The organism is Halomonas sp. SCS19 (assembly GCF_040147015.1).
GTDB classification, from domain to species: domain Bacteria; phylum Pseudomonadota; class Gammaproteobacteria; order Pseudomonadales; family Halomonadaceae; genus Halomonas; species Halomonas litopenaei.
Genome location: NZ_JAMSHN010000001.1, coordinates 3203693 through 3219532 on the forward strand (window position 1 = coordinate 3203693; position 15840 = coordinate 3219532).

Sequence of the window (15840 nt, forward strand, 5' to 3'; positions counted from 1 at the left end):
GATGCAACTCTACAAGCGTGAGCAGATCAGCCAGGCGGTCGCCATCGACCAGGACGCGCTGGCGGCGGTGGAAGCCGGTTTCGCCGCCCTGGGGCGTGGCGAGGTGGTGCAACCGCCGATCCTGTCCATGGCCATCGAGGAGGCCAACGGAGAGGTCGACGTCAAGACCGCCCATATTCGTGGCAACGAGCGCTTCGCCATCAAGGTCAGCCCCGGCTTCTTCGACAACCCCAAGCTGGGGCTGCCAAGCCTCAACGGGCTGATGATGGTGTTCTCCGCGCGCACCGGGCTCGTCGATGCGGTGCTGTTCGACGAGGGCTACCTGACCATGGTACGTACCGCCCTGGCCGGCGCCATCGCCGCCAAGCACCTGTCGCGGGAGAACAGCCGCCGGGTCGCGGTGCTGGGGGCCGGCGAGCAGGCGGTCAAGCAGGTCGAGGCGCTGCGGCTGGTGCGCGACATCACCGCCATCGACGTCTGGGCGCGAAGGCCCCAGGCCGCCGAGGAATACGCTACCCGCATGCGCGCTGCGGGTCTCGAGGTCACCGTCCACGACAGCGTGCGCGAGGCCTGCCGAGCGGCCGACATCATCGTCACCACGACGCCGTCGCAGACGCCGATCCTCGAGGCGGCGGACCTGCCGGAGGGCGTCCACGTCACCGCCATGGGCTCCGACAGTCCCGACAAGCGTGAACTGGCCGAGAGCGTGCTGACCCGCGCGGACGCCTTCGTCTGCGATACCCGGCCCCAGAGCGAGTCCAACGGCGAGCTCAAGGCCCTTGCCGGTCGCGAGGTGCCCTTCAAGGTCCACGAACTGGGCGCGGTCATTGCCCGCGGCGAGCGTCTGCGGCTGTCGGACGCCACCATCACGGTATGCGACCTGACCGGTACCGGTGTCCAGGACACGGCCATCGCCGGGTTCGCCCTGACGCGTCTGTCGGCTGAGGATTCGGCACGATAGGCTTTGCCGAATCAGGCATTTTTGGGGAGGATGGGGGACCCTAATCCCGACAGGAGCCCCCATGCCCTCGCTGCAGTGCCTGCTGCGCCACCGGCGCCGACTGATCGTCATCATCGCCCGCCTGGGCTATACCGCCAAGGGGCTGGTGTACCTGCTGATCGGCGTGCTGGCGGCACTCGGCGCTGCGGGCCTTGGCGGCGACAACGTCGGCACCAAGGAGGCGCTGGCGCACCTGGCTCGCCAGCCCTTCGGCACCCTGATGCTGGGGGCCCTGGTGCTGGGGCTCTACGCCTACGCCGCCTGGCGGGGCTTGCAGGGGCTGTTCGATGTCGAGCATCGGGGGCGTAGCTGGAAGGCCCTGGGTACCCGCCTGGCGCTGGTCATCAGCGGTGGTATCTACGCAAGTCTCGGCTGGTATGGTGTTGAGCTGCTGGACGATCCCCAGGAGACCACCGGCGGCGCTGAGGAGCGCACCGCCATGCTGATGTCGCACCCCGGCGGCGTCTGGCTGGTGGCGATCCTGGGGGCGATCTTTATCGGCGTGGGGCTGCGTCAGTCGTGGCGCGCCCTGGCGCGCAGCTATCTCAATCGCTGGCGTCAGCAGGACATGAGCCAACGCCAGCGTGATCTGGCCTCGGGCCTCAGCCGCTGGGGGCTGGCCGCCAGGGGGCTGGTGTTCGCGCTGATCGGCAGTTTCCTGCTGGTGGCCGCCTGGCAGGTCGATCCCGCCAAGGCCGAAGGGCTCGGCGGCACCCTGGATACCCTGGCCGCCCAGCCCTTCGGCCCCTGGCTGCTCGCCGCCGTGGCCGGTGGACTGATGAACTACGGTACCTACTGCGTCATCAATGCCCGCTTTCGCAAGGTGAAAGTGTAGCGCCTGCAGCGGCCGTTCAGGACGCCCGGGGCTTCTTGGCCCGCACGGTCAGGGCGACGCCGGCAATGGCCAGCGCCATGCCGATCAGGGATACCGGCGGCAGCCCTTCATCGAACAGCCACCAGGCCTCCACCGCGGTGACCGGCGGCACCAGGTAGAACAGGCTGGCGACGCGGGACGCCTCGCCACGCTTGATCAGCATCATCAGCAGCATGATGGCGGCGATGGACAGCACCAGCACCAGCCAGCCCAGCGTCAGCACAAAGGTCAGCGACCACTCCACCTCGCGGGTTTCCAGCAGCAGGCTGCCGGCGCCAAGCAAGGCCAGCGCCCCGAGGTACTGCACCACGGTGCCGCCGAGCAGCGGCATGCCGCTGCAATAGCGCTTCTGGTACAGCGTCCCCAGCGAAATCCCCACCAGCGCCACCAGGGTGCAGGCCAGCGCCGGCCAGCCAAACCCTTCGAAGGACAGCGCCGACAGGTCCATCTTGCCTCCCAGCACCAGGCTGACCCCGGCCAGCCCCAGGGCCAGTCCCATCCACTGCAGCGCAGACAGCCGCTCGCCCAGCAGGGGGCCCGCCAGCGCAGCGGTCAGCAAGGGTTGCAACCCCACCAGCAGGGACGCCAGTCCCGCCGGCATGCCCAGGCTGATGGCGTAGAACACGCCGCCCAGGTAGCCGCCGTGAACCAGACAGCCGGACACCGCCACATGCCCCCACAGACGGGGACTCGACGGCCAGGCCGAGCGGGTCAGCCAGACGATGGGGACCAGCAGCGCCAGGGTGGCGGCGAAGCGAATGCTCAGGAAGGTGAAGGGCTCGGCGTAGGGCAGGCCGAACTTGGCACCGATGAAGCCGGTGCTCCACAGCACCACGAACACCAGCGGCATGGCCGGCAACAGCCAGGACGGCAGGGCGGGGCGGCTCACGCGCACCTCGCACAAGGTGCGGTAAGCGGGCACCCGACAAAAGGTGCGGCAAGCGGCCACCCGACACACGATGCGGCAAGCGGGGGCTGGGCGGTGATCACTGAGGGTGGCATCGCGGGGACTTCCTTGTGGTTCATGTCATCGGCAGGGCGATCGCCCAATCATGATGCCCTATCCCGCCTCCCTCAAGGAGGGGATTGCCAAGCGTTGTTCTCGTGCTTTGGTCGTAGGTCGTGGAGGGAGAGTGAGATTGGTCTGACCACGCCGATGCTTGTTTTTGCGCAGTTTATAGGCGAAATGGCCGCTGGTCAGACCAATAATGCAGACAGGTTGCGTTGAATGGGGCCGTTGGCCGCCTGGGGCCTTTTCGCTAGCTTTCTTTTCGATGACACCCCGGGAGGGGGACGCCTCGCTTGCATCGAAGCGATGTCCCGTTCATGCCCCGAGGAGGTCCTCGCAAGGACGCGCACGGGCAACGCCCGGCTCAAGAGCGCAGCGACGCAAATCGCTTGCAACAGGCGGGCCTCGCTTGCGGCGAAAGTGCCTCGAGCGCTCATGACGATGCCATGGATCGACAACAACAACACACCGGGTGCGGCAGATCGAGACCGCACCGATCCACCAGGAGTTATGCCATGTCCCGGCTAGACAAGCCCCAGCAAGACCTTGATACGGCCTCGCCAACGGCCTCCCTGTCCGAACGCATCGCGACCCCGGACCGCCGCCGCTTTCTGAAGGCTGCTGCGGTTGGTTCCGCCGCCGCGGTGGCGGCACCCTGGGTCGGCAACGTCCAGGCTCAGCAGGGCATCCGCATCCGCATGCAGTCATCCTGGCAGCCCGGCACCACCGGCTACCGCATCTTCGAGGAGTGGGCCGCCGGCGTCGCCGAGGCCACCAGCGGCGAGGTCACCATCGAGCCGTTCCCGGCCGGAGCCGTGGCCGGTGCCTTCGAGGTAGCCGACGCGGTGCGCAACGGCGTGCTCGATGGCCAGAACTGGTTCACCGTCTACTGGCCGGGCAAGATGCCCGCCGGGGTCTTTCTCACCGCCTATCCCATGGGGCTGTCGGTACCCCACCAGTGGGACATGATGTTCGGTGCCTACGGCGGTTTCGGCATCGCCAAGGACCTCTACCGCAAGCAGGGTCAGGAGCTTCTGGGCTACGTCCACCACGACCTCAACCTGATCCACTCCAAGGTACCGCTGAGAAGCTTCGATGACTTCGAAGGGGTGAAGATCCGCATGCCCGGCGGCATCGTCGCCGAGACCTTCGCCAAGATCGGTGCGCGCACCACGCTGCTGCCGGGCTCCGAGGTCTATCCGGCGCTGGAGAAGGGCACCATCGACGCCGCCGACTACACCGGTGCGGCGGTCAACTTCGAGCTGGGCTTCTGGCAGGTGACCGACTACATCATCATGGGCCCGCCCTCGACTCCCTGTCTGCACCAGGCGGTCGACCTGATGGATATCGCGGTCAATCGCCGGGTCTACGAGCGCATGTCCGATCAGACCAAGGACCTGATGCATGACCTGGTCGCGGCCTACTCCCGCGAGCACTACGCCGCCATCCAGAAGGCCAACGCGGAGGCCTGGCCCAAGTACCGCGAGAAGGGCGTCGAGATCATCCACCTGTCCGAGGACGACGCCGACCGCTTCCGCGACGCCGCGATTCCGCTGTGGTTCGAATGGGCCAACAAGGATCCGGACGCGGCCAAGCTGTTCCGTGCCCACCTCAACACCATGCTCGATCCGTCGGTGGCACTGATCACCGAAGAGGACATCAAGGACTTCGAGCTCAACGCCTAGGCCTGCACGTGTCGACCGGGGCGACCCGGTCGACGTCGATGAATATTCCGTGGTCGCCTGGCGAAACGCCAGGCGACCAGCGGAGGAGCGTCAATGAATCTACAGATTGATTTCGTTCTGCCGCACTGGCTCTACTGGGCGGTGCTGGCAGGACTGCCGCTGATCGTGATGCTGCTGGTGGATCGAAGCTTCCGCCGGGGTGGCGAGGTGAGCGGTGGCGATACCGCCGAGACTCCCGTCGCGACGAGCGAGCAGGCCTACGCAGCGCCTGGCAATGTGGTGACCCGCGGCATCGACCGCATTTCCGGCTTTGCCGGGCGCTACGTGGCCTACTGGTCGCTGATCGCGCCCTTCGTGTTCACCTACGAGGTGGTGCTGCGCTACGCTTTCAACTCGCCGACCAACTGGGCTCACGAGTCGATGACCCTGATGTTCGGCATGCAGTACCTGCTGGCGGGTGCCTTCGCGCTGCGCGAGGGCGGGCATGTGCGCGTCGATATCCTCTACCAGCGGGCGGCGCCGCTCAACAAGGCCGCGCTGGACCTGGTCACCTCGATCTTCTTCTTCATCTTCACCCTGGCGCTGTTGACCACCGGCTGGCGTTTCTTCTCGCAGTCGGTCAGCGACGTCTGGTGGTTCGGTGACAGCTACGCCAACGAGGTGTCCTTCACCGAATGGGCGGTGCAGTACTTCCCGGTCAAGTTCATGCTGTTCTTCGGTGCCTTGCTGCTGCTGTTGCAGGGGATCGCGCAGTTGATCAAGGACCTCCAGGCCTATCGTCACCACCGCGAGCACCACGAAGGATCGACGGTGTTTGCCAGCATTCTGGTGGTGCTGGCGGTGATCCTCGGCGCCTACACCATCCACGAAATCGTCAATATCGCCCTGACCGACTACGAGAGCCTGGCGCTTAGCCTTGAGAACTCGCTGTCCACGGTGGGTATCGGCGCGCTGACCCTGTTGATGTTCGGCACCCTGATGGTGGTGCTGGTAGCGGGGCTACCGCTGGCCTTCGTTACCGGCGGTCTGGGGGTGGTGTTCCTCTACCTGGTGGGCGATCAGCACATGCTGAACCTGATGCCTTCGCGCATCTTCCCGATGATGACCAACTACCAGCTCTCGGCCATTCCGCTGTTCATCTTCATGGCCTCGGTACTGGAGAAGGCCGGCATCATCGAAGAGCTGTTCGATGTGGTCTACAAGTGGATGGGCGGTCTCAAGGCGGGCCTGGCGATCGCTACCATCATCGCCTCGACGCTGCTGGCCGCCATGGTCGGGGTGATCGGCGCGGCGGTGGTGACCATGGGCCTGATCGCGCTGCCGGCCATGCTCAAGCGCAACTACCAGCCTGAGATCGCGCTGGGATCGATCATGGCCGGGGGCACCCTGGGTATCCTCATCCCGCCGTCCATCCTGGCCATCATCTACGGCGTCATCGCCCAGCAGTCGGTGGGCGAGCTCTACCTGGGCTCGCTGATTCCTGGCCTGTTGCTGGCCGGCATGTACGCCTTCTACTGCTGGCTAAGGGGCACCCTGAACGTCAAGGTGGCGCCGCCGATGCCGGAGGAAGACCGGGTCTCCACCGCCGAGAAGCTGCGCCTGCTGCGCAATATGCTGGCGCCTATCGCCCTGGTGTTGCTGGTGCTCGGCATCATCTTCACCGGGGTGGCGACCCCGGTGGAAGCGGCGGGTATCGGCACCTTCGGTGCGCTGGTGGTGGCGGCGATGCACAAGCGGCTGACCTGGCCCAACCTGCACGCCGCCTGCATGACCACCCTGGTGGCGACCGCCATGGTCATGTGGATCATCTTCGGTGCCAGCATCTTCGTCGGCTTCTACATCCTGCAGGGCGGCCAGACCTTCGTGCAGGAGCTGATCGCCGGGGCAGGGCTTGGCCCCTACGCGGTGCTGGCGCTGATGATGGTGCTGCTGGTGGCGCTGGGGATGTTCCTGGACTGGGTCGGTATCCTGCTCCTGGCGGTGCCGATCTTCGTACCGCTGATCAAGGGGCTGGACTTCACCGGGGTATTTGGCCTGCCCGGGGTGGACCCCGCCGACGTCTCGCTGTGGTTCGGGGTGATCTACCTGGTCAATATGCAGATGTCCTTCCTCAGCCCGCCGTTCGGCTATGCGCTGTTCTACATCAAGGGGGTGTGTCCGCCGCATATCACCATGGGCCAGATCTTCCGCTCGTCCTTTCCCTTCCTTGCGCTGCAAGCGCTGGGCCTGCTGCTGGTGATCATGTTCCCGGCACTGGTCACCTGGCTGCCCAACCTGGCCTACGGCTAGTCGGGCGGTGTCATGACAACGCCTCCGGCCGACTCGGCCGGAGGCGTTTTTGCAAGATGTTCAGCAGTGGCAGGCAACACGCCTTTTTCGGTGCTTCGCCGAAGAATTGCGTGGCGTATCATGACGCTTATCCCCATGGCCTGCCGTGGCCTCTGGCGGTTGTCGCCGACCGGCGACGCGGAGGCGAAAATGGCTTGCATTTCGTAACACGATTGTGGGGAACCCTCATGCAACTGCGTCGTCACACTGTGCGAGCGATTGACGAATTCTCAACCACCTCCTGGAGGACTTCATGCAACGATTCACCGCCCTGATCACCGCCGCCCTGCTTTCTGCTGGTCTGATGAGCGCCACCGCCCATGCCCAGGAAGCAAACGCGCAGGCGTCAGGCAACGCTGACGTCGAGGCTGCCGCTCAGGCGCAGAATTTCTCTGATGCCCAGCTCGAGAAATTCGCCGACGCTTCCAAGGAGATCGCCGCGATTTCCCAGGACTACACCCAGCAGTTGCAGGAAGCCGAAGGCCAGCAGGCCCAGCAGGATGTGCGCACCGAGGCCAACCAGAAGATGGTCGAAGCCGTCCAGCAGAGCGGGCTCGAGGTCGAGACCTTCAACGCTATCGGTCAGGCTATCCAGCAGAACCCGGACATGATGAAGCGCGTACAGGAGATGGCGCAGTCGTGAGCTGACCGCCACACTCGCCAGTCAAAGAGACTGGCCGCCTAGATCGACGCCCGCCGCCCTCGAGGTCGGCGGGCGTTGTTGTTTGCAGTGCTGAAGATGTTTGCACAGGGCGAGGATTCGAGCGGCCGGTCGGGTGTGAAGTCGTGATCAACGAAGGATGGATCGGTCATCAGGTCGCAGTGTCAGCAATGCCTGGCTCTCCGGGCCACGCTCGATGGCTTCTGCGGCGTTTGGCGAGAGGCCGATCAAGATACTGCTAATGCTTTACAGCCGCTGGCCTCGGCTCCATGCTTCCGATAGTCAGAGGGTGGGGGACCAGGGAGCGTCCTGCTGCCAGCCACGGCGACCGCGCGGAGGACACCATGGAAGCGGAACTGTTGGAAATCAGCCAGCATATGGGGCGCTTTGCGCCCTTTGACGGGCTGTCGGAGGAGTTGCTGGACGAGGTCGCCGGACAGGTGCAGGTCAGCTACTTCAAGGCCGGCTCGACCATTCTCGAGCTTGATGCCGTGCATCAGGAGTTCTGCTACATCCGCAGCGGCGCGGTGGAGGTCACCCGGCGCAACGGAGAGCTCTACAACCTGCTGGGGGAGGGCGACATCTTTGGCCACTTCAGCCTGCTGCGCCACAGTCGCGTGCGCTTCCCGGCCAAGGCGCTGGAAGACAGCCTGATCTACTTCATCCCCGAGGCGATGTTTCACCAGCTGTGCGAAGCGGATGAGCAGTTCGCCGAGTTCGTCGAGGTGGATCGCCCCCGGCTCGAGACGGCGGTGGAAAGTCAGCGCAAGAACAACGACATGATGGTGACGCGGATCCGCAAGCTGCTGACCCGCTATCCCGTCATGGTCGAGGCTCGGGCCACGGTGCAGGAGGCGGCGCGCCAGATCAGCGAGTCCCAGGCCTCGGCGGTGCTGGTGCTGGACAAGCCCGAGAACAACCCGCGCTACACCTTCAAGGATAGTGAAGGTGGCTACTGGCAGGTCACCGGGATCCTGACCGACAGCGACTTTCGCACCAAGGTCGTGGCCGAGGGACTGTCGCCGGATACTCCGGTGGGCGAGGTTGCCGGCCGCCGCCTGATCGCGGTGCAGTCCGATGAGTCGGTGCAGGAGGCGATGCTGTGCATGCTGCGCAACAACATCCACCACCTGCCGGTGATGCACCGCCGTTCGCCGGTGGGCATCGTGCACCTCTCCGACATCATTCGCTACGAGACCCAGAGCAGCCTTTACCTGGTCAGCAATATCTTCCATCAACCGTCGGTGGAGTGTCTGGCCAAGCTGGCGCCGGACGTCCAGGCCGCCTTTGTGCGCATGGTACACGACGGTGCCGACTCGCAGATGGTGGGCAAGGCGCTGTCGACCATCGGGCGCAGCTTCACCCGACGGCTTCTGGAGATGGCGGAAGAGGAGCTAGGACCGCCTCCGGTGCCGTACTGCTTCATGGCGCTGGGCTCGATGGCGCGTAACGAGCAGAGCATCGTCACCGACCAGGACAATGCTCTGGTACTGTCCGATGACTTCGATCCAGCATTGCACGACGAGTACTTCGCGACCATGGCCAAGCGGGTCAGTGATGGCCTGGCCGCCTGCGGTTATACCTACTGCAAGGGGGACGTGATGGCCACCAATCCGAAGTGGCGCCAGCCGCTGTCGGTGTGGAAGGGCTACTTCACCGAATGGATCGAGCGGCCGTCACCGGAAGGGCTGCTGCACAGCTCGATCTTCTTCGATCTGGACACGGTCCACGGTGACAATCCGCTGGTGGAGGAGTTGCAGGACCTGGTCGCCACCAAGGCGTCGAAGCACAAGCGCTTTCTTGCCGCCATGGCGCGTAATGCGCTGAATCGGACGCCGCCGCTGGGTATCTTCCGCACCTTCGTGATGGAGAAGGACGGCAAGCACAACAACTCGATCAATCTGAAGCGTCGCGGCACGGCGCCGATGGTGGACCTGATCCGTATCCATGCCCTGGCCTGCGGTTCCCGCGCCCAGAACAGCTTTGACCGCCTGGACGATATCGATCGCACCCAGTTGCTGGCGCCCGGGGTCAGTGACAAGCTGCGCTACGCGCTCGAGTTTCTGTCCATGTCGCGGATTCGTCACCAGGTCATCGATCTGGAGCACGAGCACGAGCCCGACAACAATATCGAGCCGGAAAACGTCTCCAGCGAGGAGCGACACAATCTCAAGGATGCCTTCCAGGCGCTCAGCAACGCCCAGAAGTTCCTCAAGTTCCGTTATCCCCTTACCAGCAGGTAGCCGCCATGCCGTTGCTTCGCCCCAAGACTCGCTCGGCGCCGGATTGGCACGACTACCTGGTCGCCCGACGTCAGAAGAGCCGCCAGCAGGCGCTGGTGGACTTCTTCGCCGGGGCCGACCTGTCGCCGATCCTGCCGATTCAGGAGGCGCCGCTGATGGCACTGGACCTGGAGACCACCGGGCTCGATCCCAGGCGTGACGAGATCGTCTCGATTGGCCTGGTGCCCTTTTCGCTGTCGCGTATTCGGCTCGCCGAGCGGCGCTACTGGGTGGTGCGTCCCCATCGCACCCTGAACGCCGAGTCGGTGACCTTTCATCACATCACCCACGCCGATATCCAGGGGGCTCCGCGGATCGAGGAGGTGCTCGCCGATGTCTTCCGCGCCATGGCCGGCCACCTGCTGGTGGTGCACTTTCGCCATATCGAGAGGTCCTTTCTGGACGCCGCGGTACGCGCGGCCTGGAAGGAGTCGCTGAGCTTCCCGGTGATCGACACCATGTCGCTGGAGGCGCGCATCCACCGTCAGTCGACCATGGCGCGCTTTCGTCGCTGGATGGGCCGACCACCCAGGTCGATCCGCCTGCACGACAGTCGGCTGCGCTACGGGCTACCGCATTATCATGGCCACCACGCCCTGACCGACGCCATCGCCACGGCAGAACTGCTGCAGGCGCAGGTAGCCGGCAACTACGCCCCGGAGACGCCCATCGGCATGCTGTGGAGCTGAATGGGGGAGTTGAGCTGCCCGTCGATGCGTCAGCCATCTCGCCAAAAGAAAAGCGGCAGCCCGAGGGCTGCCGCTTTTTTCATGCACTTGCTGTCTGCGTAAGGCTGGCCTAGACCGCCTTGGGCTCGCTCATCAGGCCCTTGATGATGGCGTAGCAGGCCACCAGCAGCACCAGGGTGAACGGCAGCCCGGTCGAGACCGCCGCCGCCTGCAGGGCGGTAAGACCGCCGCCCAGCAGCAGAGCGATGGCGATGGCGCCTTCGATGATGGCCCAGAACACGCGCTGCGGCTTGGGTGCGTCGACCTTGCCGCCGGCGGTGATCGAGTCGATGACCAGCGAACCGGAGTCCGAAGAGGTCACGAAGAACACGATGACCAGCACGATGCCGATGAAGGAAGTGATCGAGGCCAGCGGCAGCTCGCCGAGCATGGCGAACAGCTTGAGCTCGAGGGCGGCGTCCTGGACGCCCTGGAAACCATCGGTGATGTACTGCTCGATGGCGGTACCGCCGAAGGAGGTCATCCACAGCACCGATACCAGGGTCGGGACCAGCAGCACGGCGGTGAGGAACTCACGCACGGTGCGGCCACGGCTGACCCGAGCGATGAACATGCCGACGAACGGAGACCAGGAGATCCACCAGGCCCAGTAGAAGGCGGTCCAGCCCTGAACGAAGTTGGCGTCCTCGCGACCGAAGGGGTTGGACAGCGCCGGCAGCTCGGCCAGGTAGTGACCCAGGTTGGTGAAGAAGCCGGTGGCGATGGCCAGGGTCGGGCCCACCAGGATCACGAACGCCAGCAGCAGGAAGGCCAGCACCATGTTCACCTGGGACAGGCGCTGCACACCCTTCTCGACGCCAAGCATGATGGAACACAGCGCAACGCCGGTGATGCCGGCGATCAGCAGCACCATGGTGGTGTCGGTATTCGGCGTACCGAACAGCTCGTTCAGGCCGGCGGCAGCCTGAGAGGCACCAAGCCCCAGCGAGGTGGCCAGACCGAACAGGGTGGCAAAGACCGCCAGGATGTCGATCAGGTGGCCCGGCCAGCCCCATACGCGCTCGCCCAGGATCGGGTAGAACACCGAGCGCATGGTCAGCGGCAGACCCTTGTTGAAGGCGAAGATGGCCAGTGACAGGCCGACGATGGCGTAGGCCGCCCAGGGGTGCAGACCCCAGTGGAAGATGGTTGCCGCCATGCCGAGATCGACCGCGGCCTGTTCGTCACCGGCGGCGGCGCCCAGCGGAGCCCAGTCGGTACGTATGCCGTTTTCGCCGACCGAAGTGCCCCCGAGCGCGGTGGAGAAATGGGTCATCGGCTCGGACACGCCATAGAACATCAGACCGATGCCCATGCCGGCGGCGAACAGCATGGCGAACCAGCCCATGTAGCTGTAGTCGGGCGTGGCCTCGGCACCACCGATGCGGACCTTGCCAAGCGGGGTGAAGATCAGTCCCAGTGCCAGCAGCACGAATACGTTGCCGCCGAGCAGAAAGACCCAGGACAGGTTGCTGGTCAGCCAGCCACGGATGCCATTGAAGAACGGCTCGGCGCCGCCCTGAAAGGCCAGGGTCAGGATCACGAAGACCAGGATCAGCAGCGATGAGACGGTGAACACCTTGCCGTGCAGGTCCACGTCCACGCCGAAGGACTTGGTGACGATATTGTCCTGACCGATAACGTAGTCCGTATCGATCAGGTTGGCTGGCCCCTCCGGGGCCGGTACTCCTTCACTACCGGTATCGGCAGATGAAGGCTTGTGGTTGGGGTCTTTTTCCACGTGCGATCTCCCTTGCGTTGAAAAATGGTAACTGTGGCGTCACGCCATCGACTCGGAGCGGGGTCGCGGCTGGCTTGCCTGTCATCGACACCGTACGGTCCAGCCTGCCTGAAGTGTGGCCTGCCTGAGCCAGCTTGCCAGTTGTGCCGTCAACGGCATCTGTTCGAAGGCCGCCCGGGCACGCCTGGGTCAGCTTGCCACGATCGTCCGAGACCCAAGGTTCTGCCGGCGACCGCTTGCACCGCGTGGGCGACGCAGGTGCTGGCCGCAACGACAGCAGGGGCGCCCCGGGGCACCCCTGACCATTGCCACAGCATCATGACGGTGGCGTGGCATCTATCGGACTCAGGCCTCGCCGAGCCACTCCTTGACCACGTCCTGGTTGTCCTCGACCCACTTCTGGGCGTTTTCGTAGGGATCTGTGTCGTCTTCCTGATTCATCAGCATGACTTCACCCATCATTTCCGTGGTCCACTCGAAGTTCTCGAGGATGGCGTAGGCCTCCGGCATGTCCTCTTCGAGGCCCTGACGGACGATGGTGTGGATCTGTTCGGCACCACCGTAGACGCCCTGGGGGTCCTCGAGGTACTTGAGGTCCCAGCGGGCGAACATCCAGTGCGGGGTCCAGGTGGTGACCACGATCGGCTCGCCACGGTCGATGGCGCTGCCCAGTGCGGCGGTCATGGTAGCGCCGCTGCCGGTGCGCAGGTCCAGGTCGAGCTCGTAGGCGTCGACCACTTCCTCGGTCAGACGCATCAGGCCGGCGCCGGGATCGATACCGATGATCTCGCCATTGAACTGGTCGGCGTGTTCATTGAGCTCATCAATCGAGTTGACCTCGGAATCTGCCGGAACCGCAAGGCCCAGCTTGGTGCCGTCGAGGTTGACGCCGGCATCGACCAGCTGGTCCTGGAGGCGCGCGTAGTAGTCCTCGTGGGTGGTCGGCAGCCAGCCGGCGAGCAGAGCGTCGGCGTCGCCGCTGGCGACGGACTGCCACATGGCCGCGGCAGACAGTGCGGAGGTCTCGACCTCGTAGCCGGCCTGTTCGAGCACAGCACGAACCACGTTGGTCGACGCCACGGTGGACGACCACTCGACGTAGGCCAGGTGCACGGAACCCTTGTCCTGGGCGTGAACACTGGTGGCGGCGGCGCTGATGGCCAGGGCCAGACCGAGAGAACGAGTTGCCTTGGGTGACATGGTGCGACTCTCCTTGCGATAAGAGGTATTAGCGTGAAGCAGGCGACAGTGTCTTGCAAATGCCGCCCCGCAGGCTCCCCCGGCCGAGGGAGCCCGCGTCGAGCGTTTACTGCTTGCGCTCCTTGCGCAGAGACTGGGTCAGGCGATCCAGCAGCATCGCCAGGATGACCACCGCGATGCCGGCCTCGAAGCCATCGCCCGGACGCAGTCGCTGGATGGCTCGCCAGACCTCGCTGCCCAGGCCATCGGCGCCGATCATGGCGGCGATCACCACCATCGACAGGGCCAGCATGATGGTCTGGTTGATGCCGGCCATTACCGTGGGCAGCGACAGCGGCAGCTGCACCTTGACTAGCTTCTGGCCGCGGGTGGCGCCGTAGGCGTCGGCGGCCTCGATCAGCTCCACCGGTACCTGACGGATGCCCAGGGTGGTGAAGCGAATGGCCGGCGGCATGGAGAAGATCACGGTGGCAAAGATCGCCGACACCGAGCCGATACCGAAGAACGGGATCGCCGGGATCAGGTAGACGAAGGCCGGCATGGTCTGCATGAAGTCCAGCACCGGCATGATCAGGCGGTAGAGTCGATCGGACAGCGCCGCGGCGATACCCACCGGCAAGGCGATGACCACCGCCACCAGGGTGGCGATGACGACCAGGGTCAGGGTCTCGATCATCGGGTCCCACAGATCGAGGTTCCAGATCAGGCCAAGGCCCAAGACCGCGCCGATGGCGAGCCTGGGGCTTGCCATCTTCCAGCACAGGCCGGCGATGATCAGCAGCAGGGCCCAGTCGGGCAGCCACATCAGGGCGTCATTGAGACCGTCGATACCGGTCTGGGTAATCCGCGAGATGCCGCGGGTGACGGCAGAGTATTCGGTGGTCAGCCAGCTCAGGCCGGTCTCGATCCAGTCACCGAGGGGAATGCGAGGAATCTCGATCGCCATTAGTGGTCTCCTGCCTGTGCCAGTTCATCCAGTACCGCGCCCTTGACCACCACGCCCAGCAGGCGTCGCTCGTCGTCGATGACGGCGATGGGGAAGCTCTTTTCGTTGAACAGCGCGAACAGATTGTGCAGCGGCTCGTCGGGCCCCACGGTGCGGAAGTCCTGGGTCATCACGCTATCCAGTCGATCCTGTCCGCTCTGGATGGCGCTGTTGGCGGCGTCGGCTTCGACCAGTCCCTTGAGCTTGCGATCGCGGCTGGTGACATAGATCGAGTCCATGGCGTTTTCTTTCATCTTGCGCAGTGCGGTACGCGGGCCGTCGTCCTCGCGGGCGGTCGCGCGCACCGGGCGCATGGCGCTCTCGGCGGTCAGCACCCGGGACATGTCGACGCCCTCGATGAAGCGCTCGACGTAGTCGTCGGCCGGCTTGGTCAGGATCTCCTCCGGCGTGCCGATCTGCACCACCTCACCGTCCTTGAGCAGGACGATGCGGTCACCGATGTTCAGCGCTTCGTCCAGGTCGTGGGTGATGAACACCGTGGTCTTCTTCATGCGGTGCTGGAGTTCCAGCAACTCCTGCTGCATATCCTTGCGGATCAGCGGGTCGAGCGCCGAGAAGGCCTCGTCCATCAGCAGCACGGTGGAGTCATTGGCCAGCGCCCGGGCCAGGCCGACACGCTGCTGCATGCCGCCGGACAGCTGATTGGGGTAGGCGTCTTCCCATCCGTTAAGCCCGACCTGGGTCAGGGCGTCACGGGCGGTCTTGGCGCGGGTGTCGGCGTCGATGCCGCGAATCTCCAGCCCGAATTCCGCGTTCTGCTGCACGGTACGGTGGGGGAACAGGGCAAAGTTCTGGAAGACCATCGAGAAGTGACGGCGGCGGCACTCCAGCAGTGCCTTGTCGGAGAGCTGCGGAATGTCCTCGCCGTCGATGATGATCTCGCCTTCGGTGGGCTCGATCAGCCGGTTGAGGCAGCGGATCAGGGTCGACTTGCCCGAGCCTGAGAGGCCCATGATCACCAGCAGTTCGCCTTCATGGACATCGAAGTCGATGTTCGACAGGCCCAGGGTCTGGCCGGTCTTGTCCAGGATTTCAGGACGCTTGAGCCCTTCATCGCGTAGCTTGAGTGCCTTCTTCGGCTGGTCGCCGAAGACCTTGCTCAGCCCGCGAACCTTGATCTTGACGGATCGGTTCTCGCTCATGGGTAGGGGTGCCTTGTTGGGTTGCGTAAACACGTCCAGCCGGTCGAACGATGAAGGTCGACGTCACGTGCATCCTGGCGTCGGCGTTCATCGTCCAGCGCTGGCGCGGCTGCGTCAGGGGCGGCACTCCTTGCCGCATCCCCACGGCTGAACAGCATGCCAGCTTTCACCGTTGAGGCGCAGA

The 15840-nt window shown here is 64.8% G+C and carries 12 protein-coding genes; 7 read left to right on the forward strand and 5 right to left on the reverse strand.

Features of this window, described 5'->3' with window-relative positions; all coding sequences use genetic code 11:
- Position 1: 1 nt before the first annotated feature.
- Both NFH97_RS13970 and NFH97_RS13975 read left to right on the forward strand, forming a co-directional pair.
- The gene (locus tag NFH97_RS13970) at positions 2-961 is read left to right on the forward strand and encodes a cyclodeaminase (RefSeq protein ID WP_287164182.1); all 960 of its coding nucleotides are present in this window, start codon (positions 2-4) and stop codon (positions 959-961) included.
- Positions 962-1022: 61 nt separating this feature from the next.
- Entirely contained in the window at positions 1023-1835 is an 813-nt protein-coding gene (locus tag NFH97_RS13975) for a DUF1206 domain-containing protein (RefSeq protein ID WP_108132476.1), read from the forward strand.
- 16 nt (positions 1836-1851) lie between these two features.
- On the opposite strand, the gene NFH97_RS13980 is transcribed toward NFH97_RS13975, so the two are convergent.
- Entirely contained in the window at positions 1852-2724 is an 873-nt protein-coding gene (locus NFH97_RS13980) for a DMT family transporter (RefSeq protein ID WP_108448279.1), read from the reverse strand.
- Between the two features lie 674 nt (positions 2725-3398).
- Between NFH97_RS13980 and dctP the strand changes: the two genes are divergently transcribed.
- The 5 genes from dctP to NFH97_RS14005 all read left to right on the forward strand — a co-directional run bounded on the left by dctP (position 3399) and on the right by NFH97_RS14005 (position 10528).
- A complete protein-coding gene (gene dctP, locus NFH97_RS13985; RefSeq protein WP_083970293.1) occupies positions 3399-4568 on the forward strand; it encodes a TRAP transporter substrate-binding protein DctP in 1170 nt (389 codons plus the stop codon).
- Between the two features lie 93 nt (positions 4569-4661).
- Entirely contained in the window at positions 4662-6857 is a 2196-nt protein-coding gene (locus NFH97_RS13990; RefSeq protein ID WP_108132477.1) for a TRAP transporter large permease subunit, read from the forward strand.
- A gap of 292 nt (positions 6858-7149) precedes the next feature.
- Positions 7150-7539, forward strand: coding sequence for a DUF4168 domain-containing protein (locus tag NFH97_RS13995; protein WP_108132478.1), 390 nt, complete (start codon positions 7150-7152; stop codon positions 7537-7539).
- Positions 7540-7901: 362 nt separating this feature from the next.
- A complete protein-coding gene (locus NFH97_RS14000; protein WP_349624973.1) occupies positions 7902-9800 on the forward strand; it encodes a DUF294 nucleotidyltransferase-like domain-containing protein in 1899 nt (632 codons plus the stop codon).
- Between the two features lie 5 nt (positions 9801-9805).
- Positions 9806-10528 (forward strand): 3'-5' exonuclease, encoded by a 723-nt coding sequence (locus NFH97_RS14005; RefSeq protein ID WP_253552983.1) that lies wholly within the window; start codon positions 9806-9808, stop codon positions 10526-10528.
- A gap of 109 nt (positions 10529-10637) precedes the next feature.
- Here the strand turns inward: NFH97_RS14005 and NFH97_RS14010 are convergent, their stop codons facing one another.
- From NFH97_RS14010 to NFH97_RS14025, 4 genes are all read right to left on the reverse strand, one after another.
- Positions 10638-12308 carry a BCCT family transporter gene (locus tag NFH97_RS14010; RefSeq protein ID WP_349591637.1) on the reverse strand — a complete coding sequence of 557 codons (1671 nt, stop codon included), beginning with the start codon at positions 12306-12308 and terminating at the stop codon, positions 10638-10640.
- Positions 12309-12653: 345 nt separating this feature from the next.
- A complete protein-coding gene (locus tag NFH97_RS14015; protein ID WP_045992018.1) occupies positions 12654-13508 on the reverse strand; it encodes a glycine betaine ABC transporter substrate-binding protein in 855 nt (284 codons plus the stop codon).
- Between the two features lie 106 nt (positions 13509-13614).
- On the reverse strand, positions 13615-14448 hold the full coding sequence (locus tag NFH97_RS14020) for an ABC transporter permease (RefSeq protein WP_045992040.1): 834 nt from the start codon (positions 14446-14448) through the stop codon (positions 13615-13617).
- Positions 14449-14453: 5 nt separating this feature from the next.
- Positions 14454-15656, reverse strand: coding sequence for a quaternary amine ABC transporter ATP-binding protein (locus tag NFH97_RS14025; RefSeq protein ID WP_045992017.1), 1203 nt, complete (start codon positions 15654-15656; stop codon positions 14454-14456).
- Positions 15657-15840: the final 184 nt, after the last annotated feature.

Excerpts from the sequence above, each read along its gene's own strand:
- NFH97_RS13995 (WP_108132478.1), top strand. The coding sequence starts at position 7,150 with ATGCAACGATTCACCGCCCTGATCACCGCCGCCCTGCTTTCTGCTGGT.
- NFH97_RS13980 (WP_108448279.1), bottom strand. The coding sequence starts at position 2,724 with ATGCCGCTGGTGTTCGTGGTGCTGTGGAGCACCGGCTTCATCGGTGCC.
- NFH97_RS14015 (WP_045992018.1), bottom strand. The coding sequence starts at position 13,508 with ATGTCACCCAAGGCAACTCGTTCTCTCGGTCTGGCCCTGGCCATCAGC.
- NFH97_RS13970 (WP_287164182.1), top strand. The coding sequence starts at position 2 with ATGCAACTCTACAAGCGTGAGCAGATCAGCCAGGCGGTCGCCATCGAC.
- NFH97_RS14025 (WP_045992017.1), bottom strand. The coding sequence starts at position 15,656 with ATGAGCGAGAACCGATCCGTCAAGATCAAGGTTCGCGGGCTGAGCAAG.
- NFH97_RS14005 (WP_253552983.1), top strand. The coding sequence starts at position 9,806 with ATGCCGTTGCTTCGCCCCAAGACTCGCTCGGCGCCGGATTGGCACGAC.
- dctP (WP_083970293.1), top strand. The coding sequence starts at position 3,399 with ATGTCCCGGCTAGACAAGCCCCAGCAAGACCTTGATACGGCCTCGCCA.
- NFH97_RS13990 (WP_108132477.1), top strand. The coding sequence starts at position 4,662 with ATGAATCTACAGATTGATTTCGTTCTGCCGCACTGGCTCTACTGGGCG.
- NFH97_RS13975 (WP_108132476.1), top strand. The coding sequence starts at position 1,023 with ATGCCCTCGCTGCAGTGCCTGCTGCGCCACCGGCGCCGACTGATCGTC.
- NFH97_RS14000 (WP_349624973.1), top strand. The coding sequence starts at position 7,902 with ATGGAAGCGGAACTGTTGGAAATCAGCCAGCATATGGGGCGCTTTGCG.